The organism is Micromonospora sp. WMMA1976 (genome assembly GCF_027497335.1).
Classification (GTDB): Bacteria; Actinomycetota; Actinomycetes; order Mycobacteriales; family Micromonosporaceae; genus Micromonospora; species Micromonospora aurantiaca.
In genome coordinates this window covers 5,489,397-5,513,646 of record NZ_CP114912.1, presented here as the reverse complement: position 1 = coordinate 5,513,646, position 24,250 = coordinate 5,489,397, and the positions used below count along the sequence as shown (strand labels likewise).

The 24,250-nt window shown below is 69.7% G+C and carries 20 protein-coding genes and 3 tRNA genes; all 23 read left to right on the top strand.

The window, feature by feature from the left end; translation table 11 throughout:
* Positions 1–32 precede the first annotated feature (32 nt).
* Positions 33–2,555, top strand: a complete 2,523-nt coding sequence (locus O7546_RS25375; RefSeq protein WP_269697668.1) for a bifunctional diguanylate cyclase/phosphodiesterase — start codon at positions 33–35, stop codon at positions 2,553–2,555.
* 96 nt (positions 2,556–2,651) lie between these two features.
* A tRNA-Thr gene (locus O7546_RS25370) sits at positions 2,652–2,724 on the top strand.
* Positions 2,725–2,749: 25 nt separating this feature from the next.
* Positions 2,750–2,822, top strand: a tRNA-Met gene (locus O7546_RS25365).
* 130 nt (positions 2,823–2,952) lie between these two features.
* Positions 2,953–3,120 (top strand): 50S ribosomal protein L33, encoded by a 168-nt coding sequence (gene rpmG, locus O7546_RS25360; RefSeq protein ID WP_013288652.1) that lies wholly within the window; start codon positions 2,953–2,955, stop codon positions 3,118–3,120.
* 121 nt (positions 3,121–3,241) lie between these two features.
* Positions 3,242–3,688, top strand: coding sequence for a MaoC family dehydratase N-terminal domain-containing protein (locus tag O7546_RS25355; RefSeq protein WP_269697667.1), 447 nt, complete (start codon positions 3,242–3,244; stop codon positions 3,686–3,688).
* A gap of 4 nt (positions 3,689–3,692) precedes the next feature.
* Positions 3,693–4,085, top strand: a complete 393-nt coding sequence (locus O7546_RS25350; protein ID WP_262013098.1) for a MaoC family dehydratase — start codon at positions 3,693–3,695, stop codon at positions 4,083–4,085.
* Between the two features lie 127 nt (positions 4,086–4,212).
* Positions 4,213–4,285: transfer RNA gene (locus O7546_RS25345), tRNA-Trp, on the top strand.
* A gap of 213 nt (positions 4,286–4,498) precedes the next feature.
* Positions 4,499–4,891, top strand: coding sequence for a preprotein translocase subunit SecE (gene secE / locus O7546_RS25340; RefSeq protein ID WP_269697666.1), 393 nt, complete (start codon positions 4,499–4,501; stop codon positions 4,889–4,891).
* A gap of 35 nt (positions 4,892–4,926) precedes the next feature.
* Positions 4,927–5,649 carry a transcription termination/antitermination protein NusG gene (gene nusG / locus O7546_RS25335; RefSeq protein ID WP_030501618.1) on the top strand — a complete coding sequence of 241 codons (723 nt, stop codon included), beginning with the start codon at positions 4,927–4,929 and terminating at the stop codon, positions 5,647–5,649.
* A 189-nt stretch (positions 5,650–5,838) separates the two neighbouring features.
* The gene (gene rplK, locus O7546_RS25330) at positions 5,839–6,270 is read left to right on the top strand and encodes a 50S ribosomal protein L11 (protein WP_013288647.1); all 432 of its coding nucleotides are present in this window, start codon (positions 5,839–5,841) and stop codon (positions 6,268–6,270) included.
* Positions 6,271–6,358: 88 nt separating this feature from the next.
* Positions 6,359–7,075, top strand: coding sequence for a 50S ribosomal protein L1 (rplA, locus tag O7546_RS25325; protein ID WP_135242081.1), 717 nt, complete (start codon positions 6,359–6,361; stop codon positions 7,073–7,075).
* Positions 7,076–7,156: 81 nt separating this feature from the next.
* Entirely contained in the window at positions 7,157–8,041 is an 885-nt protein-coding gene (locus O7546_RS25320) for an ATP-binding cassette domain-containing protein (RefSeq protein ID WP_281600101.1), read from the top strand.
* Positions 8,038–8,727 (top strand): hypothetical protein, encoded by a 690-nt coding sequence (locus tag O7546_RS25315; protein WP_194801428.1) that lies wholly within the window; start codon positions 8,038–8,040, stop codon positions 8,725–8,727. The genes O7546_RS25320 and O7546_RS25315 overlap by 4 nt, the downstream gene beginning before the upstream one ends.
* Before the next feature lie 316 nt (positions 8,728–9,043).
* Positions 9,044–9,592: a 50S ribosomal protein L10 gene (gene rplJ, locus O7546_RS25310; protein ID WP_120573081.1), complete on the top strand. Its 549-nt coding sequence runs from the start codon at positions 9,044–9,046 to the stop codon at positions 9,590–9,592.
* Between the two features lie 54 nt (positions 9,593–9,646).
* On the top strand, positions 9,647–10,033 hold the full coding sequence (gene rplL / locus O7546_RS25305; RefSeq protein WP_120573082.1) for a 50S ribosomal protein L7/L12: 387 nt from the start codon (positions 9,647–9,649) through the stop codon (positions 10,031–10,033).
* A 575-nt stretch (positions 10,034–10,608) separates the two neighbouring features.
* Complete coding sequence (locus tag O7546_RS25300; RefSeq protein WP_013288641.1) at positions 10,609–14,040, top strand: DNA-directed RNA polymerase subunit beta; 3,432 nt, start codon at positions 10,609–10,611, stop codon at positions 14,038–14,040.
* A gap of 80 nt (positions 14,041–14,120) precedes the next feature.
* Positions 14,121–18,008 carry a DNA-directed RNA polymerase subunit beta' gene (locus tag O7546_RS25295; protein WP_194801427.1) on the top strand — a complete coding sequence of 1,296 codons (3,888 nt, stop codon included), beginning with the start codon at positions 14,121–14,123 and terminating at the stop codon, positions 18,006–18,008.
* A 96-nt stretch (positions 18,009–18,104) separates the two neighbouring features.
* Positions 18,105–18,473, top strand: a complete 369-nt coding sequence (locus O7546_RS25290) for a hypothetical protein (protein WP_269697665.1) — start codon at positions 18,105–18,107, stop codon at positions 18,471–18,473.
* A gap of 375 nt (positions 18,474–18,848) precedes the next feature.
* Complete coding sequence (locus O7546_RS25285; protein ID WP_194801541.1) at positions 18,849–19,220, top strand: hypothetical protein; 372 nt, start codon at positions 18,849–18,851, stop codon at positions 19,218–19,220.
* A gap of 500 nt (positions 19,221–19,720) precedes the next feature.
* The gene (gene rpsL / locus O7546_RS25280; protein WP_007465318.1) at positions 19,721–20,095 is read left to right on the top strand and encodes a 30S ribosomal protein S12; all 375 of its coding nucleotides are present in this window, start codon (positions 19,721–19,723) and stop codon (positions 20,093–20,095) included.
* A 1-nt stretch (position 20,096) separates the two neighbouring features.
* A complete protein-coding gene (gene rpsG, locus O7546_RS25275; protein WP_013288637.1) occupies positions 20,097–20,567 on the top strand; it encodes a 30S ribosomal protein S7 in 471 nt (156 codons plus the stop codon).
* Between the two features lie 75 nt (positions 20,568–20,642).
* Positions 20,643–22,739 carry an elongation factor G gene (gene fusA, locus O7546_RS25270; RefSeq protein ID WP_194801425.1) on the top strand — a complete coding sequence of 699 codons (2,097 nt, stop codon included), beginning with the start codon at positions 20,643–20,645 and terminating at the stop codon, positions 22,737–22,739.
* 223 nt (positions 22,740–22,962) lie between these two features.
* Positions 22,963–24,156 (top strand): elongation factor Tu, encoded by a 1,194-nt coding sequence (gene tuf / locus O7546_RS25265; RefSeq protein WP_013288635.1) that lies wholly within the window; start codon positions 22,963–22,965, stop codon positions 24,154–24,156.
* Positions 24,157–24,250: the final 94 nt, after the last annotated feature.

Sequence of the window (24,250 nt, the reverse complement as noted above, 5' to 3'; positions counted from 1 at the left end):
GCCCGGCGGACGGCGTCTCGGGTAGGAGGGGCATGGCAGGCCAGGGCCGACCTCGTAGGTCGACGGAACGTGCCTGGCTAGTCACTGCCCCTCTGGCTCTGCTGGCGGTGGTCTGCAGCACCTGCGTCGCGCTGGTTGCCGATCAACCGTTCGGCAAGTGGCCGCTCGCCTTCGTGTTCTTCGTCGTCATGGCGGGGATCAGCTTCGCGGTGCTGAACGTCTACGTCCGGCGTCAGTCGGTGGGCGTGACGCTCACCGAGGTGCCACTCATCGTGGCGCTCTACTTCCTGCCCCCGTTGAGTGTCGTCCTGATCTACACACTCTCGGTGCTGATCTGGAGCGCCTCGCATCGCTTCGGTGCGGCGAAGCTCTGGTTCAACGTCGCCAAGGCCGCCGCCGCCACGTCGCTGGCCGGCCTCGTACTCCTGGCACTGCCGCCGCTGAAAAATGTCGGACCGGGGACGTGGGGCTCCCTCTTCCTCGCCGTCTGCGTGGTCACGCTGGTCAGCCTCGTGAGCGTGGTCGGCGTGCACGTGCTGCTCCAGGGCTGGCAGGCCGGGCGGGACGCGCTACGCAGCATGCCGACCGCTCTGCTCACCGCCGCCATCAACGTGGCGATCGGCCTGCTCGTCCTGATCGCCCTGAAGACGACGTGGTGGTCGGCGTTGCTGCTCGCCGCCCTCTTCAGCGGCCTGGTCCTGGTCTACCGCTCCTACTCCCAGTTCTTCCGGCAGCACCGGACGCTGGCCGGGATGTACGAGCTGACCCGCCTTCTCGCCTCGGGCACCGAGCGGTCGCTCGCCGACATCCTGCTCGACCGGGTCCGCGCGCTGATGCAGGCCGAGTACGCCACGCTCTGGCTGCCCGCCCAGGGGCGGCATCCCGAGGTGCTGCTCACCGCCCGGGTGGACACGCCGGGCCTGCTGGACCTGGCGCCCACCCCGGCGAGCCTGCGCCAGCAGGTGCACAAGAAGGGCCGTACCCTCTCGATCGGCCGCTGGCTCGGCGGAGATCCGGCGTTGCGGCAGGCCGCGGGGGAGGAGCGGGTCAAGGACGCCATCGTGGTGCCGCTGCGCTCGGGCCAGGCGGTGATCGGCACGCTGGAGGTGACCAACCGGCTCAGCGACATCGGCCATTTCGCCCCCGGCGACATCCCCGTCTTCGAGACGGTCGCCGCGCACGCCGCGGTGGCGTTGGAGAACTCCCGCCTGGTCGACCGGCTGCGGCACGACGCCGATCACGACGCGCTCACCGGCCTGCCCAACCGGCGGCGCCTCACCTCGTCGGTGGCGGAGGCGGTCAAGATCCGCGCGCCGGGCGAGGTGGTGGCGCTGCTGCTCTTCGACGTCGACCGGCTCCGCCAGGTCAACGAGTCGCTGGGCCACGCCGCCGGTGACAAGGTGCTCATGGAGGTGGCCGAGCGGCTGCGCGCCTGCGCGCCGTCCTCGGCGCTCGTCGGCCGGGCCGGTGGGGACGAGTTCCTGGTGACGCTCCGGCTGGAGAGCACCGAGGCGGCCCTGGAGCTGGCGGCCCAGCTGCGGGAGCAGATCCGCGACGAGATGGTCTTCGACTCGCTGACCCTGGACGTGGACACTGTCGTCGGGGTGGCCGTCCACCCGGACCACGGCAGCGACGCGGTGGCGTTGCTGCAACGCGTCGACCTGGCGGCCACCGCGGCCAAGTCGGTGCCGGGCAGCGTCCAGCTCTACAGTCCGGCGCTGGAGTCCCGGTCGCTGCGCCGGCTCGGCCTCGCCGGCGACCTGCAACGGGCGCTCGACGAGGGTGAGCTGGAGGTCTACTTCCAGCCCAAGGTCACGCTGCGGGACCGCCGCCTGGTGGGCGTGGAGTGCCTGGCCCGGTGGGAGCACCCGGCGCACGGCACTGTCGCCCCCGACGACTTCGTGGCGGTGGCCGAGCACACCGGCCAGCTCGGCCGGCTCACCGAGTTCGTGCTCCGGGAGAGCCTGCGGCGCAGCCGCGACTGGAGCCACGGCGAACAGCCGCTGTCCGTCGCGGTCAACCTCGCCGCGCGTACGCTCACCGACCAGCACTTCCCGGCGCTGGTACGCGACCTGCTGGCCGAGTACGGCGTACCGCCGCAGCGGCTGACGCTGGAGGTCACCGAGGCGGGTGTCCTGGACGGCACCGAACGTCCCATACCGACCCTGCGCAGCCTCCGTGACCTCGGTGTCCGCCTCTCGGTGGACGACTTCGGCACCGGTAACTCGTCGCTGGCGCAACTGCGCCGGCTGCCGGTGCACGAGGTGAAGGTGGACCGGTCGTTCGTGCAGGGCATGGCGACCGATCCGGGCGACCTGGCGATCGTCAACGCGGTGGTGACGCTGTCCCAGCAGTTCGGCCTGGCGGTGGTGGCCGAGGGCGTGGAGAGCGAGCTGACGTTGGAGCTGCTCCAGGACATCGGCTGCGAGATCGGCCAGGGCTTCCTGTTCAGCCGCCCTCTGCCGTACGAGCGGCTGGAGGCCTGGTTCGGCGCCCAGGTCGACCCGGAGACGGTGGTCGCGGGTGAGCTGCCGCGCCTGCGAGTGGTGCCCTGACCAGGGCGGACACGCACCTGGGGGATCCGATTTCACCTGCGCGACGCGGTCGTGTACTGTTTCCCCTGCGCGACACCCCCCGGGGTGATCAAGCAGGCCCCCTTAGCTCAGTCGGCAGAGCGTCTCCATGGTAAGGAGAAGGTCTACGGTTCGATTCCGTAAGGGGGCTCAGAGGGTCCGGCTGGACCCGCCACGGCGGTGTAGCTCAGATGGCAGAGCAAGCGGCTCATAATCGCTGTGTCGCCGGTTCAAGTCCGGCCACCGCTACTCTCGTCCTCCGGGCCCAGCCCGGTGGCCGGTGGGACGGGCGCCACAGGCGCCCACTTTGCATGTCCGCGTCGTCAGCGCGTAGGCTGACGCGCTGTAGTTGTTCCGTGAGCGAGGAAGGCACTCCGCCGTGGCGAAGGCGACCGATGTTCGGCCGAAGATCACTTTGGCGTGTGTGGAGTGCAAGGAGCGCAACTACATCACGCGCAAGAACCGCCGTAACGACCCGGACCGCATCGAGCTGAAGAAGTTCTGCCCCCGGGACGGCAAGCACACCGTCCACCGCGAGACCCGCTGATCACGGCCGGCGCAGCCGGCTCGCAGCAGCTTTCTCGAACGCCGATTCGCCCTGACGGGTGGCCTCCGGGTCGCCCGACCGGGCGGATCGGCGTTCGTGTTCTCCGTGTAGGTTCGGCGGCATGTCCCTGGACCCGTCCTTCGTCGGCCGGACGTACCCGCCGACCGCCCCCTATCAGGTGGGCCGAGAAAAGATCCGCGAGTTCGCCACCGCCGTCGGCGCCACCGACCCGGCCCACCACGACCCCGAGGCGGCCCGGGTGCTGGGCCACCGCGACGTGGTGGCACCCCCGACGTTCCCCGTGGTCGTCACGATGGCGGCGAACCGGCAGGTCGTCGAGGATCCGGCGCTCGGCGTCGACTACAGCCGTGTGGTGCACGGCGACCAGCGGTTCGCGTACACCCGGCCGGTGGTGGCCGGGGACGAGCTGGTGTGCGTGAACACCATCGAGGAGGTCACCACCCGGGGCGGGCACGGCTTCCTGACCACTCGCACGGACGTGAGCACCGTGGACGGTGAGCCGGTGGTCGCCGTGTGGTCCAAGATCGTCGTACGCGGAGAGGGCTGAGGACATGGAGCTGCCCACCCAGACGTACCGGGTGACCCGCGCGGACCTGGTCCGCTACGCGGGCGCCTCGGGCGACTTCAACCCGATCCACTGGAGCGACCGCACCGCCACCGGTGTGGGCCTGCCCGGCGTCATCGCCCACGGCATGTTCACGATGGCACTGGTCGGCCGGGCGGTGGCCGGCTGGGCCGGCGCGCCGGACGCGGTGGTCGACTTCGGCGTCCGGTTCACCCGCCCGGTGGTCGTCCCGGACACCGACGAGGGCACCGAGATCGAGGTGTCGGCGGTGGTCAAGGAGGTCACCGATGCGGGCCTGACCAGGCTCGACATCACCGCCACCTGCCAGGGTGAGAAGGTGCTGTCGCAGGCTCGGGCTCTGATCCGCACGACGCGCTGAGGGTTCGCCCGACGCGCGAGGGGCAGACCGGTTGGGAAAGTCGCACGACTACCCGTACACTGGTCCGCCGTGGGGCAAGTGACCCCCGCTCGGCACAGCGTGTCCGGGTGGAGGTGAGTTGCCGCACAGGGGTGTAGCTCAATTGGCAGAGCAGCGGTCTCCAAAACCGCAGGCTGCAGGTTCAAGTCCTGTCACCCCTGCGCCTCAGGCCTGACCGTTCCGTGGGTCGCGCCGCCCTCACCGGTGGCGTCCGGCCCGTGGTGGTGGCATCGGTGGGGTGGTTCCGAGGCGTTCGGGCCCTCCCGGCCGGTCCGCCGGCCGCGGCCCGTCGCGGGACGGTTGGTCCGGCCGGCGTGACCAACACGCCGCGCACGCCGCCCGGCGTGCGACCCCATACCCGCACGGAGGGCGAAGTGGCCGAGAGCAAGCGCCGCGGCGAGGACGACGGCGACGAGCGTCTGAACGACGACGCGACCGTCGACGACGTGGCCGACGACGACGCCACCGACGCGGACGAGCCGGTCTCCCGGGGCGGCACGGCGACCCGCAAGCGGGCGCAGGCCGAGCCGGCCGAGGGCCGGAAGACCCGCAAGGACACCGAGCGGATCGGGCTGTTCGCCCGCATCGCGCGGTTCTTCCGCGAGGTCGTGGCAGAGCTGCGTAAGGTCATCTGGCCGACCCGCAAGGAGCTGCTGACCTACACGGCCGTGGTGGTCACCTTCGTCGCGGTGATGCTGGCGATCGTGGCCGGCCTGGACTACGGCTTCGCCAAGGCGGTGCTGTGGGTCTTCGGCGAGCCCAGCTGACCAGCGGACAGCGATACTGACGGAAGTGAGCGAGCGTGCCTGAGTACGACGAGACCGCCGGAACCCCGGACGACCAGTCCACGGTGGCGACGGCGGCCAACAACGAGTCGGTCGAGGCCGCCAGCGAGCCGGAGTTCCCGACCACCGAGCCGGCCCCGGACGAGGACTTCGACCCGGTCGCCGAGCTGCGCCAGAAGCTGCGCTACGCGCCCGGCGACTGGTACGTGGTGCACTCGTACGCCGGCTACGAGAACAAGGTCAAGACCAACCTCGAGACCCGGATCACCTCCCTCGACATGGAGGACTTCATCTACCAGGTCGAGGTGCCGACCCGGGAAGAGGTCGAGGTCAAGAACGGCAAGCGGTCGCAGGTCCAGGCGAAGGTCTTCCCGGGCTACATCCTGGTCCGGATGGAGCTGACCGCCGAGTCCTACTCCTGCGTCCGGAACACCCCGGGGGTCACCGGCTTCGTCGGCGCCACCGACCGGGCCGACCGGCCGGCGCCGTTGAGCCTCGACGAGGTTCTCAAGTGGCTGGCCCCGGCGGTCGAGACCGAGCAGAAGAAGGCCAAGCCCGAGGTCAAGGTCCTCGACTTCGAGGTCGGCGACTCGGTCACCGTCACCGACGGCGCGTTCGCGTCGCTGCCGGCGACGATCAGCGAGATCAATGCCGACCAGCAGAAGCTCAAGGTGCTGGTGTCGATCTTCGGCCGGGAGACGCCGGTCGAGCTGAACTTCAACCAGGTCGCCAAGATCTGACGTACGTCGGCACCGGCGGCCCCGCCCCTTTCGGGGGTGGCCGCCGGTGCGCCGTTTCGCCGCCCGCCGACCTCGGCGCGGAGGGTGGCCGACGGCTGCGCTACCCTAGAACGTCGGCTGTCCGCACCGTGCTGACCGTGCGCGCCCGCGGACCGGCGAGAATCCCAGTTCCAAGCCCCAGGAAGAGACATGCCTCCGAAGAAGAAGCTCGTCAAGACGTTCACGCTTCAGCTCCCGGCGGGCCAGGCCACCCCGGCGCCGCCGGTCGGCCCCGCGCTCGGCCAGCACGGCGTGAACATCATGGAGTTCTGCAAGTCCTACAACGCGCAGACCGAGTCCCAGCGGGGCGACATCGTCCCCGCCGAGATCAGCGTCTACGAGGACCGCACGTTCACCTTCGTGCTGAAGACCCCGCCCGCCGCCCGGCTGCTGATCAAGGCCGCCGGTGTGCAGAAGGGCTCGGGCGTCCCGCACAAGGAGAAGGTCGGCTCGGTCACCCGCGCCCAGCTGCGTGAGATCGCCGAGAAGAAGATGGCCGACCTCAACGCCAACGACATCGACCAGGCCGAGAAGATCATCGCCGGCACCGCCCGGTCGATGGGCCTGACCGTCGCCGACTGATCTCGCTCCACCGCTCCACCCGATCTTTCTGTTCGTGGGAGGGCCGCGCACGCCGCGCGCCCGCCAGAGACCACAGGAGTCACCAGAAATGCAGCGCAGCAAGAGCTACCGCAAGGCCGCCGAGGTCATCGACCGGTCGAAGCTCTACACCCCCGTCGAGGCCGTCAAGCTGGCCAAGGACACCACCAACACCAAGTTCGACGCCACGGTCGAGGTCGCGATGCGCCTCGGCGTCGACCCCCGCAAGGCGGACCAGATGGTCCGCGGCACGGTCAACCTGCCGCACGGCACCGGTAAGACCGCCCGCGTGATCGTCTTCGCCGCCGGCGCGAAGGCCGAGGAGGCCGTCGCCGCGGGTGCGGACGAGGTGGGCACCGACGAGCTGGTCGCCCGTATCCAGGGCGGTTGGCTGGACTTCGACGCGGCGATCGCCACGCCCGACCAGATGGCCAAGATCGGCCGGATCGCGCGGATCCTGGGCCCGCGCGGTCTGATGCCGAACCCGAAGACCGGCACCGTGACCATGGACGTCACCAAGGCCGTCTCGGACATCAAGGGCGGCAAGATCACCTTCCGGGTGGACAAGCACTCCAACCTGCACCTGATCATCGGCAAGGCCTCCTTCTCGGAGAACCAGCTGGTGGACAACTACGCCGCGGTGCTGGACGAGGTGCTGCGGGCCAAGCCGTCCGCGGCCAAGGGCACGTACCTCAAGAAGGTCACCCTCACCACCACGATGGGCCCGGGCGTCCCGGTCGACCCGAAGGTCGTGAAGAACTTCCAGGAGGGCTCGGCCGAGGGCTGAGCACGCGTACTCCCGTACGGGGCCCCGCCACCACGCGTGGCGGGGCCCCGTCCGTCTGTCCGGTGTGGCACGCTCGGGCGCATGCGGCTCGACGGCGTCTGGCTCCGCTACCACCGGCACGGCCCGTGGGTGCTGCGGCAGGTCGACGTCGCGATCGGCCCCGGTGAGGCGGCGGTGGTGCTCGGCCGCAACGGCGCCGGCAAGTCCACGTTGCTCCAGCTCGCCGCCGGGGTGCTGCGCCCGAGCCGGGGCCGGGTCACCGACCGGCCGCCGGTCGTCGGCTGGGTGCCGGAACGCTTTCCCGCCGACCAGCCGTTCACCGTCGGGGCCTACCTGTCCGCGATGGGCCGCGTCGCCGGCCTGCCCGGCCCCGCCGCCGACCGGGCGGTGCGCCACTGGGTGGAGCGGCTGGGCCTGACCCGCTTCCACGACGTACGCCTGCCGCGGCTGTCCAAGGGCACCGCGCAGAAGGTCGGCCTGGCGCAGGCGCTGCTGCGCCCGCCCGGCCTGCTGGTGCTCGACGAGCCCTGGGAGGGGCTGGACGCCACCGCCCGCGAGGCGGTCCCCGAGATCATCGGCGAGGTGCTGGCGGGCGGCGGCGCGGTGCTGGTCAGCGACCACCGGGGCGAGACGGTCCGGCTCCCGGGCGCCCGGCACCTGTCGGTCACCGACGGCACGGTGACCGAGGAGGCGTCGTCGGGCGGTGCGGCCGTCGCCGTGGTCGAGCTTGCGGTGCCGGCCGCCGGGCTGGCCGCCGCCGTCGCCCGCCTGCGCGCCGACGGCCACCAGATCCTTCGGGTACGCGAACACGCCGTCCCGCCCCCGGCCACGCACCCGGTGCCGGCCTCCGCCGGCCCGTCGGGCACCGGCGGGCCGGGCGGCGCGTCCGCCGCTGGTTCCCCGGACCAGGCCGGTGCCGAGGGGGACTCGGCCCGGCCCGGGCCGGCGCCGGAGGTGACCAGGTGATCGCGTTGGTCCGGCTGCGGCTGGCCGGCTTCCTGCGTACCGGACGGGCGCTGGCGCCGGTCCTGGCCGGCCTGCTCGTCCTCGGCGTCCTCTACGGCGGTGGCCGGGCCCGGCCGGCGGAGGCCTACGGCGTCTCCGCCGTGGTGCTGTTCCCGGTTCTTGCCTGGCAGACCAAGATCTTGCTGGACGTGGAACCCGACGTGCAGCGCCGGATGGCCCGGGTGGTGGCCGGCCCGGCCCGGGAACGGGCGGCCGGGCTGCTCGCGGCGCTGGTGGCGGGGCTCGCCGTGGTGCTGCTCGCGCTGGCGCTGCCGTGGCCGCTGGGCGGGGTCACCGCTGCCGTCGGGCCGGGGGATCGGCCGGTGCTCGCCGGGGTGGCCCTGGGGTTCTGGGCGCACCTGCTCGCGCTGCCGGCGGCGGTGGCGCTCGGCGCGCTCGCCAGCCGGGCGGTGACGCGCAGCGCCGGCTACGGGGTGGCGGTGCTGGTCACCGGCGCGGTCGGGGTCGTGGTGCTCGGGCTGTCCGGTTCGGTCGTGCCGTGGCTGGCCCCGCCGGTGATGGCGACCGCGCGGGCGCTCACCGGGCCGGTCGCGGCCGGCGAGGGCCTGCTGCTGACCGGCTGGGCGGCGCTCTGGGCGGCGGTGGCGCTGACCGGCTACGCCTGGGCGCGGCGTACCCGGGCCTGACCGACGGGTGACCGGGAGCACTCGGCGCGATTTGGTGCTGCGGCGTGCGTCGCGTAACCTGGTGCGGTAGTTCCACCCAAAGACCGCTGGTCACCGTGCTCCGGCACGGTCGAAGGTCCCGCGACGACGGGCGACCCGCGCAGGGCGGTAAGCGAAAATCGGTGTCACGCACGGTCCGCCGACTGTGCCCGTGTCCCGGCCCTCGCCCCGTGCGCCCTGCGCCGGGGCTTTTTCGTTGTCGTGATGCCTCCGCCGCCGTCGTCGAGCCTCGGCTCGCCGCCGGCGTACCAGCTCCGAGCAACGAGAGAGGAGGGACATGGCGGACAAGCCGATCCGGGCCGACAAGGCCACGGCCGTCGCCGAGCTGACCGAGAGCTTCCGCAACGCGGGAGCGACCGTGCTGACCGAGTACCGCGGGCTCACGGTTTCGCAGCTCACCCAGCTGCGGCGCTCGCTCGGCAAGGAGACCAGCTACACGGTCGCGAAGAACACGCTGGCGAAGCGTGCCGCGACCGATGCGGGCATCTCCGGCCTCGACGAGCTGTTCTCCGGTCCTACCGCGCTGACTTTCGTTTCGGGCGACGTCGTCGAGGCGGCGAAGGGGCTTCGCGACTTCGCGAAGGCCAACCCGAAGCTCGTCATCAAGGGCGGTGTCTTCGAGGGCAAGGCCATTTCCGCGGCCGAGGTCACGAAGCTCGCCGACCTGGAGTCCCGCGAGGTGCTGCTGGCCAAGCTGGCCGGCGCGATGAAGGGCAACCTGAGCAAGGCCGCGGCCCTGTTCCAGGCGCCGCTCTCCAAGGCCGCCCGCGCGGCGGCCGCCCTGGCGGACAAGAAGCGCGAGCAGGAGGGCGCCGAGGCGGCCTGAGGCCCGCCCGGCGCACCACGTTCTTAGTTTTCATTGCGAGAAAGGACGCCAGACATGGCGAAGCTCAGCACCGACGAGCTGCTCGACGCGTTCAAGGAGATGACGCTGATCGAGCTCTCCGAGTTCGTGAAGCAGTTCGAGGAGACCTTCGAGGTCACCGCCGCCGCTCCGGTCGCCGTCGCCGGCCCGGCCGGTCCGGGTGCCCCGGCCGCCGAGGCCGAGCCGGAGAAGGACGAGTTCGACGTCGTCCTCGACGCCGACGGTGGCAAGAAGATCCAGGTCATCAAGGTCGTGCGTGAGCTGACCGGCCTGGGCCTCAAGGAGGCCAAGGACCTGGTCGAGGCCGCGCCGAAGGCCGTCCTGGAGAAGGTCAACAAGGAGACCGCCGAGAAGGCCAAGGCCAAGCTCGAGGGCGAGGGCGCCAAGGTCACCATGAAGTGACCTTGCTCCACCTGACGCGCGTCCGGCTCACGTGAGCCGGGGCACATCGCGTCGCGGCGGGCGGTGATCCGGGAGACCGGGTCGCCGCCCGCTGTGTTGGTGCCACCCGCCGGCGGACGGCGTGAGCAGGGCGTACAGCGTCCTCTCATCGGCCGGTCAGCGACGTCTGTCGGTAGCCCGTCGGTGGGAAAGACACCCCGAGCGGTAACCGGCCCTTGACGCGGCACCGGCCTGCCAGGCACGCTGAACATCAGCAAGACCTTCCGCGCTTGCAACGGCCGCCTCTCGGGTAAGGGCAACGGCAGCACCGCCGCCGCGGCTCCCGAGCGGACCGGCAGGAGCGTCGCGTTCCGAGCGGCCCGGTCGACCCGGTTTTCCGAGGTCCCAGGGCTTGTTCCGCGACGACCTGCGGGGTGGGCTGGACAGCGGTTAGCCTCTCGGCTACACTGCTAGTTTGCGCTGCCTTCCGACTTGACCCCTGCTCGGAAATGTCCGATTGTGGATATTTCTGGTGGGGTCATTGGAGTGCACGCGTACCAGCCGTTCTGCAGCACCGGTCCTCGGAAGGACGCATCTTGGCAGCTTCCCGCCCTGCGAAGACCAGTCGTACGTCGAGCGCATTCGCGCCCCGCCGAGTTTCTTTCGGTCGGATCACCGAACACCTCGAGGTCCCCAACCTCCTCGCCATCCAGAACGAGTCCTTCGACTGGCTCGTCGGCAACGAGGCTTGGCAGGGCCGGTCGGCGGACGACCCGCACGCACGCTCGGGTCTCGCGGAGATCCTCGACGAGATCAGTCCCATTGAGGACTTCTCCGGCACCATGTCGCTCTCCTTCTCGGCTCCGCGCTTCGACGAGGTCAAGGCCTCGATCGAGGAGTGCAAGGAGAAGGACCTGACCTACTGCGCGCCGCTGTTCGTGACCGCGGAGTTCACCAACAACACCACTGGCGAGATCAAGAGCCAGACGGTGTTCATGGGTGACTTCCCGATGATGACGCCGAAGGGCACCTTCATCATCAACGGCACCGAGCGCGTCGTGGTCAGCCAGCTCGTCCGCTCGCCGGGCGTGTACTTCGACAAGCAGCCGGACAAGACCTCCGACCGCGACCTCTCCAGCGTCAAGGTCATCCCGAGCCGGGGTGCCTGGCTGGAGTTCGACATCGACAAGCGCGACACGGTCGGCGTTCGCATCGACCGCAAGCGCCGCCAGGCCGTCACCGTCCTGCTCAAGGCCATCGGGTGGTCCGCCGAGCGCATCCGTGAGAAGTTCGGCTGGTCCGAGCTCATGATGACCACGCTCGAGAAGGACCACATCGCCGGCCAGGACGAGGCCCTGCTCGACATCTACCGGAAGCTCCGCCCTGGCGAGCCGCCGACCCGTGAGAACGCCCAGACCCTGCTCGACAACCTCTTCTTCAACCCGAAGCGGTACGACGTCGCCAAGGTCGGGCGCTACAAGTTCAACAAGAAGCTCGAGCTGGACGTGCCGATCACCACCGGCACGCTCACCGAGGACGACATCGTCGCCACCGTGGAATACCTCTGCCGGCTGCACGCCGGTGAGGAGGGCTACGAGGCCGACGACATCGACCACTTCGGCAACCGTCGCCTGCGTACCGTGGGCGAGCTGATCCAGAACCAGGTCCGGGTGGGTCTCTCCCGGATGGAGCGGGTCGTCCGCGAGCGGATGACCACCCAGGACGTCGAGGCGATCACGCCGCAGACCCTGATCAACATCCGCCCGGTGGTGGCGGCGATCAAGGAGTTCTTCGGTACGTCGCAGCTGTCCCAGTTCATGGACCAGACCAACCCGCTGGCGGGCCTGACCCACCGGCGCCGGCTGAGCGCGCTCGGCCCGGGTGGTCTGTCCCGCGAGCGGGCCGGCTTCGAGGTCCGCGACGTGCACCCGTCCCACTACGGCCGGATGTGCCCGATCGAGACGCCGGAAGGCCCGAACATCGGCCTGATCGGCGCGCTGTCCACGTTCGCCCGGGTCAACCCGTTCGGCTTCATCGAGACGCCGTACCGGAAGGTCATCGACGGCCGGGTCACCGACCAGATCGACTACCTGACCGCGGACGAGGAGGACCGGTTCGTCAAGGCGCAGGCGAACGCCCCGCTGAAGTCGGACGGCACCTTCGCCGAGGACCGCGTCCTGGTCCGCCGTAAGGGCGGCGAGACCGAGGACGTCGCGCCGGGCGCCGTGGACTACATGGACGTGTCGCCGCGGCAGATGACCTCGGTCGCCACCGCGATGATCCCGTTCCTGGAGCACGACGACGCCAACCGCGCGCTCATGGGCGCGAACATGCAGCGTCAGGCGGTGCCGCTGGTCAAGGCCGAGGCCCCGCTGGTCGGTACGGGCATGGAGTACCGCGCCGCGGTCGACGCCGGTGACGTCGTCGTCGCCGAGGTCGGCGGTGTGGTCGAGGACCTGTGCGCGGACTACATCACCGTCCACCAGGACGACGGCCACCGCCGGACGTACCTGCTGCACAAGTTCCGCCGCTCCAACGCCGGCTCCTGCGTCAACCAGAAGCCGGTCGTCTTCGAGGGCGACCGCGTCGAGGCCGGTCAGGTCATCGCCGACGGTCCGTGCACCGACGAGGGCGAGATGGCGCTCGGACGCAACCTGCTGGTGGCGTTCATGTGCTGGGAGGGCCACAACTACGAGGACGCGATCATCCTGTCGCAGCGCCTCGTGCAGCAGGACGTGCTCACCTCGATCCACATCGAGGAGCACGAGGTCGACGCCCGGGACACCAAGCTCGGCCCGGAGGAGATCACCCGCGACATCCCGAACGTCAGCGAGGAGATGCTCGCGGACCTCGACGAGCGCGGCATCATCCGGATCGGCGCCGAGGTCGTCCCCGGCGACATCCTGGTCGGCAAGGTCACCCCGAAGGGTGAGACCGAGCTGACCCCCGAGGAGCGGCTGCTCCGCGCGATCTTCGGCGAGAAGGCGCGCGAGGTCCGGGACACCTCGCTGAAGGTGCCGCACGGCGAGACCGGCACGGTCATCGGTGTGCGTACCTTCTCCCGCGAGGACGGCGACGAGCTGCCCCCGGGCGTGAACGAGCTGGTGCGGGTCTACGTGGCCCAGAAGCGCAAGATCCAGGACGGTGACAAGCTCGCGGGCCGCCACGGCAACAAGGGCGTCATCTCCAAGATCCTGCCGATCGAGGACATGCCGTTCCTGGAGGACGGCACCCCGGTCGACATCGTGCTGAACCCGCTCGGTGTGCCGTCCCGGATGAACATCGGCCAGGTCCTGGAGACCCACCTCGGGTGGGTGGCCAAGACCGGCTGGAGCGTGGACGGCGACGACGCCGAGTGGAAGCGCCAGCTCCGCTCGATCAACGCGCACGAGTCCGAGCCGGACACCAACGTGGCCACTCCGGTCTTCGACGGTGCCCGCGAGGAGGAGATCTCCGGTCTGCTGGCGTCGACCCTGCCCAACCGGGACGGCAACCAGCTCATCGGGGGCAGCGGCAAGGCGCAGCTGTTCGACGGTCGTTCCGGCGAGCCGCTGCCCGACCCGATCGCGGTCGGCTACGTCTACATCCTGAAGCTCAACCACCTGGTCGACGACAAGATCCACGCCCGGTCGACCGGCCCGTACTCGATGATCACGCAGCAGCCGCTGGGTGGTAAGGCGCAGTTCGGTGGCCAGCGCTTCGGTGAGATGGAGTGCTGGGCCATGCAGGCGTACGGCGCCGCCTACGCCCTGCAGGAGCTGCTGACCATCAAGTCCGACGACGTCCTGGGCCGGGTCAAGGTCTACGAGGCGATCGTCAAGGGCGAGAACATCCCCGAGCCGGGCATCCCGGAGTCGTTCAAGGTGCTGCTCAAGGAGCTGCAGTCGCTGTGCCTCAACGTCGAGGTGCTCTCCAGCGACGGTGTGGCCCTGGAGATGCGCGAGACCGACGACGAGGTGTTCCGGGCGGCGGAGGAGCTGGGCATCGACCTGTCCCGGCGCGAGCCGAGCTCGGTCGAAGAGGTCTGAGGTGGTGATCCGGGGCAGGGTGACCCTGCCCCGGATCCCACTCGTTAGCTAGCAGTACAGACGACGACATAGGGGACATAGTGCTCGACGTCAACTTCTTCGACGAGCTGCGCATCGGCCTCGCCACCGCTGACGACATCCGTCAGTGGTCCCACGGCGAGGTCAAGAAGCCCGAGACCATCAACTACCGCACCCTCAAGCCGGAGAAGGACGGGCTCTTCTGCGAGAAGATCTTCGGTCCGCAGCGGGACTGGGAGTGCTACTGCGGTAAGTACAAGCGGGTTCGCTTCAAGGGCATCATCTGCGAGCGCTGCGGCGTCGAGGTGACCCGCTCCAAGGTTCGCCGGGAGCGGATGGGTCACATCGAGCTGGCCGCTCCGGTGACCCACATCTGGTACTTCAAGGGCGTGCCGAGCCGGCTGGGCTACCTGCTGGACCTCGCCCCCAAGGACCTCGAGAAGATCATCTACTTCGCCTCGTACGTCGTGACGAGCGTGGACGCCGAAGCGCGTCACCGCGACCTCTCGACCATCGAGAACGAGATCCTCGCCGAGAAGCGGCAGGCCGAGAACAGCCGCGACTCGGAGATCGAGAAGCGGGCCGCCAAGCTGGAGGCCGACCTGGCCGAGCTGGAGGCCGAGGGCGCGAAGGCGGACGTCCGGCGCAAGGTCAAGGAGGGCGGAGAGCGCGAGATGCGCCAGATCCGCGACCGGGCCCAGCGCGAGATCGACCGCCTCGACGAGGTCCTCGACACCTTCCGCAAGCTGGAGCCGAAGCAGCTGGTCACCGACGAGCTGCTCTACCGCGAGCTGCGCGACCGCTTCGGTGAGTACTTCACCGGCAGCATGGGCGCCGAGGCGATCAAGGCCCTGGTCCAGAACATGGACCTGGAGGCCGAGGCGGAGAACCTGCGCGAGACCATCCGCTCCGGCAAGGGCCAGCGGAAGATCCGGGCGCTCAAGCGGCTCAAGGTCGTCGCGGCGTTCCAGAACACCCGCAACTCGCCGCTCGGCATGGTGCTGGACTGCGTCCCGGTCATCCCGCCGGACCTGCGCCCGATGGTGCAGCTCGACGGTGGCCGCTTCGCGACCTCCGACCTGAACGACCTGTACCGGCGTGTGATCAACCGGAACAACCGCCTCAAGCGGCTGATCGACCTCGGCGCGCCCGAGATCATCGTCAACAACGAGAAGCGGATGCTCCAGGAGGCCGTCGACGCGCTGTTCGACAACGGCCGCCGTGGTCGTCCGGTCACCGGCCCGGGTAACCGGCCGCTGAAGTCGCTGTCCGACATGCTCAAGGGCAAGCAGGGCCGGTTCCGTCAGAACCTGCTCGGCAAGCGCGTCGACTACTCCGGCCGTTCGGTCATCGTGGTCGGCCCGAAGCTCAAGCTGCACCAGTGCGGCCTGCCCAAGCAGATGGCGCTGGAGCTGTTCAAGCCGTTCGTGATGAAGCGGCTGGTCGACCTCAACCACGCGCAGAACATCAAGTCCGCCAAGCGGATGGTCGAGCGGCAGCGGCCGGTCGTGTGGGACGTGCTGGAAGAGGTCATCGGCGAGCACCCGGTGCTGCTGAACCGCGCGCCGACCCTGCACCGCCTGGGCATCCAGGCCTTCGAGCCGCAGCTGGTCGAGGGCAAGGCCATCCAGATCCACCCGCTGGTCTGCACCGCGTTCAACGCCGACTTCGACGGTGACCAGATGGCGGTCCACGTGCCGCTGTCCGCCGAGGCCCAGGCCGAGGCGCGGATCCTGATGCTGTCGTCGAACAACATCCTCAAGCCGGCCGACGGCAAGCCGGTCACCATGCCCACCCAGGACATGGTCATCGGTCTCTACCACCTCACCCACCTCACTCCGGGGGGCAAGGGCGAGGGCCGGGCGTTCAGCTCGGACGCCGAGGCGCGGATGGCGTACGACAACGGCGAGCTGCACCTGCAGGCTCCGGTCCGGATCCGGCTGCGCGACGTGGTCGGGGTGGACAACGGTGCCGGCGCCGAGCCGTGGACCGCCCCCGAGGGGTGGACCGAGGGCGAGCCGGTGACCGTGGAGACCACGCTGGGCCGGGTCCTGTTCAACGAGACGCTGCCCCCGGGCTACCGCTTCGTGAACTACGAGATCCGCAAGGGCCAGCTCTCCGCGATCGTCAACGACCTCGCCGAGCGCTTCCCGAAGGTGGCCCTGGCGGCCACCCTGGACGGGCTCAAGGAGGCCGGTTTCCACTGGGCCACCTGGTCCGGCGTCACCATCGGCATGGAGGACGTCATCGCTCCGCCGCGCAAGCGGGAGATCCTGGAGCGGTACGAGAAGGAAGCCGACCGGATCGACAAGCAGTACCAGCGTGGTCTGATGACCGCCGAGGAGCGCCGCGGCGAGCTCATCGAGATCTGGACCAAGGCGACCAACGAGGTCGCCAAGGAGATGGACACCGCGCTGCCGCAGGAGAACCCGCTGTGGAAGATGATCAACTCGGGTGCCCGCGGTAACCTGCTCCAGCTCCGGCAGATCGCGGCGATCCGTGGTCTGGTGGCCAACCCGAAGGGCGAGATCATCCCGCGGCCGATCAAGGCCAGCTACCGGGAGGGTCTGTCCGTGCTGGAGTACTTCATCTCCACGCACGGTGCCCGTAAGGGCCTCGCGGACACCGCCCTGCGTACCGCCGACTCGGGTTACCTGACCCGGCGTCTGGTGGACGTCTCGCAGGACGTCATCATCCGCGAGGAGGACTGCGGCACCGACCGTGCCATCCCGATGCAGATCGGTGAGCGCATCGACGGCAAGCTGGTCGTGCACGAGCACGCCGAGACCAGCGTGCACGCCCGGACGCTCGCCGACGACATCAAGGGCCCGGACGGCACCGTGGTCGCCCACCGCGGCCAGGACATCAACTCCATCGGGGTCGACGCGATCGTCGCCGCCGGCGTGGAGACGGTGCGGGTGCGCAGCGTGCTCACCTGCGAGTCGAAGCTGGGCGTCTGCGGTGCGTGCTACGGCCGCTCGCTGCCGACCGGCAAGACCGTGGACGTCGGCGAGGCGGTCGGCATCATCGCCGCCCAGTCGATCGGTGAGCCGGGTACGCAGCTGACGATGCGTACCTTCCACACCGGTGGTGTCGCGGGTGAGGACATCACCCAGGGTCTGCCCCGTGTCCAGGAGATCTTCGAGGCCCGGGTGCCGAAGGGTAAGGCGCCCATCGCCGACACCCCGGGCCGCATTCGGATCGAGGACGGCGAGCGGTCCCGCAAGATCGTGGTCATCCCGGACGACGGCAGCGACGAGATCGTCTACGACAAGATCTCGAAGCGGGTCCGGCTCCGGGCGCACGACGGCGACCACGTCGAGGTCGGCGAGAAGCTCACCGAGGGCACCATCGACCCGCACGAGCTGCTGCGCATCCTCGGCCCGCGTGCGGTCCAGGTCCACCTGACCCAGGAGGTCCAGGAGGTCTACCGCTCGCAGGGTGTGCTCATCCACGACAAGCACATCGAGATCATCATCCGCCAGATGCTCAAGCGGGTGACGGTGATCGACTCCGGCTCGACCGAGTTCCTGCCGGGTGTGCTGGTCGACCGGGCGCTGTTCGAGTCGGAGAACCGCCGGCTCGTCGGCGAGGGTGGCGAGCCCGCCGCCGGTCGCCCGGTGCTGATGGGTATCACCAAGGCCTCGCTGGCCACTGACTCCTGGCTGTCGGCGGCCTCCTTCCAGGAGACCACCCGGGTGCTGACGGACGCGGCGATCCACGCCCGCAGCGACTCGCTGATCGGCCTCAAGGAGAACGTGATCATCGGTAAGCTCATCCCGGCCGGTACGGGCATCAGCAAGTACCGCAACGTCCGGGTCGAGCCGACCGAGGAGGCGAAGGCCAAGGTCTACTCGATGACCGGCTACCCGGAGACCGACTACGGCTTCGGGCCGGCCAGCGGCCAGGCGGTTCCGCTGGACGACTTCGACTTCGGGTCGTACCGCTAAGCAGTAGGCAACGACGAGGCCCCCGGCATCCGCCGGGGGCCTCGTCGCGTCCGGAGTGCCGGGACCGGGGGACCGGATCCGGGGCATGATGGAGGCATGACGACCGTGCCCGGGCAGGCGCCCGTCGTGCCGCAGGCGTACCGCCATCCGCAGGATCCGGAACCGGTCCGCTCCACGAAGGCCCGCGCCGTCTTCGCGCTCGGGCTGATCGGCGCGCTCACCGGGTTCTTCATCGGCGGGGCGGTGCCGGCCACCATCGCGCTCGTGCTCGCCCGGCAGGCCCGCCGGGAGGCGTACGCGTCGGGTGGTTATCTCACCGGCGCGGACTGCCTGCGGCGCGGCGAGCAGATGGCGCGGACCGGCCTGGTGCTGACCGCCGCCGCGGTCGTCGCGGCGGTGGTGATCGGGGTGGTCCGGGCCGCGGACGCGTCGTTCGGCCACGATTTCGCGCCGAACTTCGACTGACCCGGTGGGGGAGCGGGCCCGCGCCCGCCCACCTCGCAATGATCGGCGGCGGTAGCCTGGCCGGTGTCCGCCGCGCGGCGGGCGTGTGGACAGGAGGACCCCGTGACGGAACCGGCCGCGCCGGGAGGCGACCCGACCCGCCCCGGGCCGTACCCGCCGGGTCCCGCGTCCGCGCCGGCGCACGGGCCGTACCCGGGGGGTCCACCGGCGCACGGGCCGGGGTTCGCGGCGTACCCGGGGAGTCAGCCGGTGCACGGCGGCGGGTGGCCGGCACCGGGGAGCGCGCCGGGCCACGGTGGCTGGGGCCCGCACGGCGGGCCGGCGCTTCCGCCCCCGCCGGCCGAGACGCCGCGGCCGCCGAAGCGGGTCGACGCGGTGCCCGGTACGCCGTTCGGCGTGGTCCACCTCGACGTGCCGCCGGTCACCTCCGGCCTGGCGATCGGGTCGCTCGTCGCAGGTATCGCCGCGATCGGGGTGTCGCTGCTGGTGTTGTGCTTCGGCCTGGCCGGCCGCAACGTGGGCGGCGCCTGGGCGGCGGGCGCGTTCACCGTGCTGGGCGGGCTGATCGGCGTCGGCGCGATGGTGGCCGGGTTGCTCGCCCGGCGGCAGATCCGGCGGCCGGCGCCGCCGCCGTCGGTGCGCTTCACCGGCGCCGGCCTGGCCGTGGCGGGAATCTCCTGCGGGGCGGCGGGCCTGCTGTTCGGCCTGATCGGGCTCGCGCTGGCCCTGGTGGTGCAGATCACGTGACGCCGTGTCTGCGACGCCTGCGGCCGGTGACCTGGTTTGTGCGGTATGTCCGGGTGCCCGAAGGCCGGGCGGTGTCGGGGCCGCCGGGTCGTGCGGCGGGCGAGCCGGTACACTTGTCACTGTAGGTGCCCATCACCGGCGCATCGGCGACCCGGAGACCGGGCGGCGGACCGCACAGCGGTCCTTCCCGACCCATCCGTTTTGACCGGCGCGGCTGTGGTAGGTACTCTTTCCCCTTGTGCCCGGGCCCGCCCGGGCAATGCGTGCGTGCGCTGGAACCGGTCAGCCGGTGATCGCGCGGTCGCACCACCAAGACCAGAAGATCCGGTACGACGCGTCAGCGGCCGGCACCGGAACCGTGACTCGGGCGACACGCCCGACCGCGGGTGCTGGGGAGCCGTCAGGCGGCCCTGGTTGGAATGTAGGAGAGCCGCCCACCCGGACGGCTGGAGCAGACGGCGCGGTCGCCTCGCAGCGGCCGAAGGGAGCGGAGAAACCCGGTGCCCACCATTCAGCAGTTGGTCCGAAAGGGCCGTCAGGCCAAGACGACCAAGACCAAGACCCCGGCGCTCAAGGGGTCTCCCCAGCGGCGCGGCGTGTGCACCCGCGTGTACACCACCACCCCGAAGAAGCCGAACTCGGCGCTGCGCAAGGTCGCTCGTGTCAAGCTCAGCAGCCAGATCGAGGTGACCGCCTACATCCCGGGCGTCGGCCACAACCTCCAGGAGCACTCGATCGTGCTCGTGCGCGGCGGTCGTGTGAAGGACCTCCCGGGCGTGCGGTACAAGATCGTGCGCGGTTCGCTGGACACCCAGGGTGTCCGCAACCGCAAGCAGGCTCGCAGCCGCTACGGCGCGAAGAAGGAGAAGAGCTGACATGCCGCGTAAGGGACCCGCTCCGCGGAAGCCGCTGGTCGCTGACCCGGTGTACAACTCGCCCCTGGTCACCCAGCTGGTGAACAAGATCCTGCTGCGCGGCAAGCGTCAGCTCGCCGAGCGCATCGTGTACGCCGCCCTGGAGGGCTGCCGCGAGAAGTCCGGCACCGACCCCGTCGTCACGCTCAAGCGCGCGATGGACAACGTCAAGCCGACCCTCGAGGTGCGCAGCCGCCGTGTCGGTGGCGCCACCTACCAGGTTCCGGTCGAGGTCCGGCCGTCCCGTGCGACCACGCTCGGTCTGCGCTGGCTGGTGACCTACTCCCGCGCCCGTCGCGAGAAGACCATGGTCGAGCGGCTGATGAACGAGCTGCTGGACGCGAGCAACGGCCTCGGCGCCGCCGTCAAGCGGCGTGAGGACACGCACAAGATGGCCGAGTCGAACAAGGCCTTCGCGCACTACCGCTGGTAACACCTGAGGTTCCGGCGCCCACCGGCGCCGGAACCGCCACCAGTTGTGTCGAGACGACGATAAGTAGGGATTGAAGTGGCCGCCGCAGACGCGCTCGCCAACGTACGCAACATCGGCATCATGGCCCACATCGATGCCGGTAAGACCACTACCACCGAGCGAATCCTGTTCTACACCGGCATCACGTACAAGATCGGTGAGGTCCACGAGGGCGCCGCCGTCATGGACTGGATGGAGCAGGAGCAGGAGCGCGGTATCACCATCACTTCCGCCGCCACCAAGTGCGAGTGGAAGGGCCACACGATCCAGATCATCGACACGCCCGGCCACGTCGACTTCACGGTCGAGGTCGAGCGGTCGCTGCGTGTTCTGGACGGTGCGGTCGCGGTCTACGACGGCGTGGCCGGCGTGGAGCCCCAGACGGAGAACGTCTGGCGGCAGGCGGACAAGTACAACGTCCCCCGGATGTGCTTCGTCAACAAGCTCGACCGGACCGGCGCCGACTTCTTCCGCTGCGTGCAGATGATGATCGACCGGCTCAACGCCACCCCGCTGGTCCTCCAGATCCCGATCGGCGCCGAGTCCGACTTCATCGGCGTGGTCGACCTGGTCGAGATGCGTGCGCTGACCTGGCGCGGCGAGACCCAGAAGGGTGAGGACTACGCGGTCGAGGACATCCCGGCCGACCTCGCCGACTCGGCCGCCGAGTGGCGCGAGAAGCTGATGGAGACCCTCGCCGACGTCGACGACTCGGTGATGGAGAAGTACCTCGAGGGCGAGGAGATCTCGGTCGACGAGATCAAGGCCGCCATCCGCCGGGCCACCATCGCCGGCAAGGCCAACCCGGTCCTCACCGGTACCGCCTTCAAGAACAAGGGCATCCAGCCGATGCTGGACGCGGTCGTCGCGTACCTGCCCTCGCCGCTGGACATCCCGGCGATCGAGGGTACGGCCACCGACGGCGAGACCCCGCTGCAGCGGAAGCCCTCGGTCTCCGAGCCGTTCTCCGGCCTGGCCTTCAAGATCCAGACCGACAAGCACCTCGGCAAGCTGACGTACGTCCGGATCTACTCCGGCACGCTCGAGTCCGGTTCTCAGGTGATCAACTCCACCAAGGACCGCAAGGAGCGGATCGGCAAGATCTACCAGATGCACGCCAACAAGCGGGAGGAGCGCAGCTCCGCCCAGGCCGGCGACATCATCGCGGTGCAGGGTCTGAAGCAGACCACCACCGGTGACACGCTGTGCGACCCGGCGAACCCGGTCATCCTGGAGTCGATGACCTTCCCGGAGCCGGTCATCGAGGTGGCCATCGAGCCGAAGACCAAGGCCGACCAGGAGAAGCTCAGCACCGCCATCCAGCGGCTGGCCGAGGAGGACCCGACCTTCCGCGTCAAGCTGGACGACCAGACCGGTCAGACGGTCATCTCCGGCATGGGCGAGCTTCACCTGGACATCCTGGTCGACCGGATGCGCCGCGAGTTCAACGTCGAGGCGAACATCGGTAAGCCGCAGGTGGCGTACCGCGAGACCATCCGCCGCAAGGTGGAGAAGGTCGAGTACACCCACAAGAAGCAGACCGGTGGTTCCGGCCAGTACGCTCGCGTGATCATCAGCGTGGAGCCGCTGCCGCTGGGCAACGACGCCCCGACGTACGAGTTCGCCAACGCGGTGACCGGTGGCCGCATCCCCCGGGAGTTCATCCCCTCGGTGGACGCGGGTGCGCAGGACGCCATGCAGTACGGCATCCTCGCCGGCTTCCCCCTGGTGGGCGTCAAGCTCACCTTGGTGGACGGCCAGTACCACGAGGTCGACTCGTCGGAGATGGCGTTCAAGATCGCCGGCTCGATGGCGATGAAGGAGGCGGCCCGCAAGGCCGACCCCGCTCTCCTCGAGCCGATGATGGCCGTTGAGGTCACCACTCCGGAGGAGAACATGGGTGACGTCATCGGCGACCTCAACTCCCGGCGTGGCATCATCCAGGCGATGGAGGAGCGCAGCGGCGCTCGCGTCGTCCGGGCTCTGGTGCCGCTGTCGGAGATGTTCGGCTACGTCGGCGACCTGCGGTCGAAGACCCAGGGCCGGGCTAGCTACAGCATGCAGTTCGACTCCTACGCCGAGGTTCCGGCCTCGGTGGCCAAGGAGATCATCGCCAAGTCGACGGGTGAGTGACACTCACCCTCGGCTGATCCGATGACGCGAGGGCGGTCGCGGGAGGGTTCTCCCGCCCGCGGCCACCTCGATCGGGTTGCGTGAGACCGGGCCTGTAGGCTTCATCGCCGCAGAACCCACAAAAGCTCTCCGGCCTTCCGGCCGGAAAGGCTGTCGACAGAGTCCTAAGCGCCGAACGGCGCGCCGGGGCGAACGAACCAAGAAAGTCCACAGGAGGACACCAGTGGCGAAGGCGAAGTTCGAGCGGACTAAGCCGCACGTCAACATCGGCACCATTGGTCACATCGACCACGGTAAGACGACGCTGACGGCGGCCATCACCAAGGTCCTGCACGACCAGTACCCGGACCTGAACCCGTACACGCCGTTCGACGAGATCGACAAGGCGCCGGAGGAGAAGGCCCGCGGCATCACGATCTCCATCGCGCACGTCGAGTACCAGACCGAGGCGCGTCACTACGCGCACGTCGACTGCCCCGGTCACGCCGACTACATCAAGAACATGATCACCGGTGCCGCGCAGATGGACGGCGCGATCCTGGTGGTGGCGGCGACCGACGGCCCGATGCCGCAGACCCGCGAGCACGTGCTGCTGGCCCGTCAGGTCGGTGTGCCGTACATCGTCGTGGCGCTCAACAAGAGCGACATGGTCGACGACGAGGAGCTCCTGGAGCTCGTCGAGCTCGAGGTCCGTGAGCTGCTCTCCTCGCAGGAGTACCCGGGTGACGACCTGCCGGTCGTCCGGGTCTCGGCGCTGAAGGCCCTCGAGGGCGACCCGGAGTGGACCGGGAAGCTCCTGGACCTGATGAACGCCGTGGACACCGCGATCCCGCAGCCGGAGCGCGAGACCGAGAAGCCGTTCCTCATGCCCATCGAGGACGTCTTCACGATCACCGGTCGCGGCACCGTGGTCACCGGTCGCGCCGAGCGCGGCATCCTCAAGCCGAACGAGGAGGTGGAGATCGTCGGCATCCGTGAGAAGTCGATGAAGACCACCTGCACCGGCATCGAGATGTTCCGCAAGCTGCTCGACGAGGCCCGCGCGGGTGAGAACGTCGGTCTGCTGCTGCGCGGCATCAAGCGCGAGGACGTCGAGCGCGGCATGGTCGTCATCAAGCCGGGCACCACGACCCCGCACACGGAGTTCGAGGCGACGGTCTACATCCTCTCCAAGGAGGAGGGCGGCCGGCACACCCCGTTCTTCCAGAACTACCGCCCGCAGTTCTACTTCCGGACCACGGACGTCACCGGCGTCGTCACGCTGCCCGAGGGCACCGAGATGGTCATGCCGGGCGACAACACCTCGATGACGGTGAAGCTGATCCAGCCCATCGCCATGGAGGAGAACCTGAAGTTCGCGATCCGCGAGGGTGGTCGTACGGTCGGCGCGGGTCGCGTCACCAAGATCATCAAGTGAGCTGGGTAACCCCGATTAGCGTCGCCGCCGGTCGTGCGGCATACTAGTCAGGTTGCGTAACGACAGTCGGTCGCCTGCGTCCGGTTAACGCTGG

What these genes read in the sequence shown, in the direction of transcription:
- O7546_RS25320 (WP_281600101.1), top strand. Translation starts at nt 7,157, where the DNA reads ATGCGGCTCGACGGCGTCTGGCTCCGCTACCACCGGCACGGCCCGTGG.
- rplK (WP_013288647.1), top strand. Translation starts at nt 5,839, where the DNA reads ATGCCTCCGAAGAAGAAGCTCGTCAAGACGTTCACGCTTCAGCTCCCG.
- O7546_RS25375 (WP_269697668.1), top strand. Translation starts at nt 33, where the DNA reads ATGGCAGGCCAGGGCCGACCTCGTAGGTCGACGGAACGTGCCTGGCTA.
- O7546_RS25350 (WP_262013098.1), top strand. Translation starts at nt 3,693, where the DNA reads ATGGAGCTGCCCACCCAGACGTACCGGGTGACCCGCGCGGACCTGGTC.
- rpsG (WP_013288637.1), top strand. Translation starts at nt 20,097, where the DNA reads ATGCCGCGTAAGGGACCCGCTCCGCGGAAGCCGCTGGTCGCTGACCCG.
- rplJ (WP_120573081.1), top strand. Translation starts at nt 9,044, where the DNA reads ATGGCGGACAAGCCGATCCGGGCCGACAAGGCCACGGCCGTCGCCGAG.
- rplA (WP_135242081.1), top strand. Translation starts at nt 6,359, where the DNA reads ATGCAGCGCAGCAAGAGCTACCGCAAGGCCGCCGAGGTCATCGACCGG.
- O7546_RS25290 (WP_269697665.1), top strand. Translation starts at nt 18,105, where the DNA reads ATGACGACCGTGCCCGGGCAGGCGCCCGTCGTGCCGCAGGCGTACCGC.
- O7546_RS25355 (WP_269697667.1), top strand. Translation starts at nt 3,242, where the DNA reads ATGTCCCTGGACCCGTCCTTCGTCGGCCGGACGTACCCGCCGACCGCC.
- rplL (WP_120573082.1), top strand. Translation starts at nt 9,647, where the DNA reads ATGGCGAAGCTCAGCACCGACGAGCTGCTCGACGCGTTCAAGGAGATG.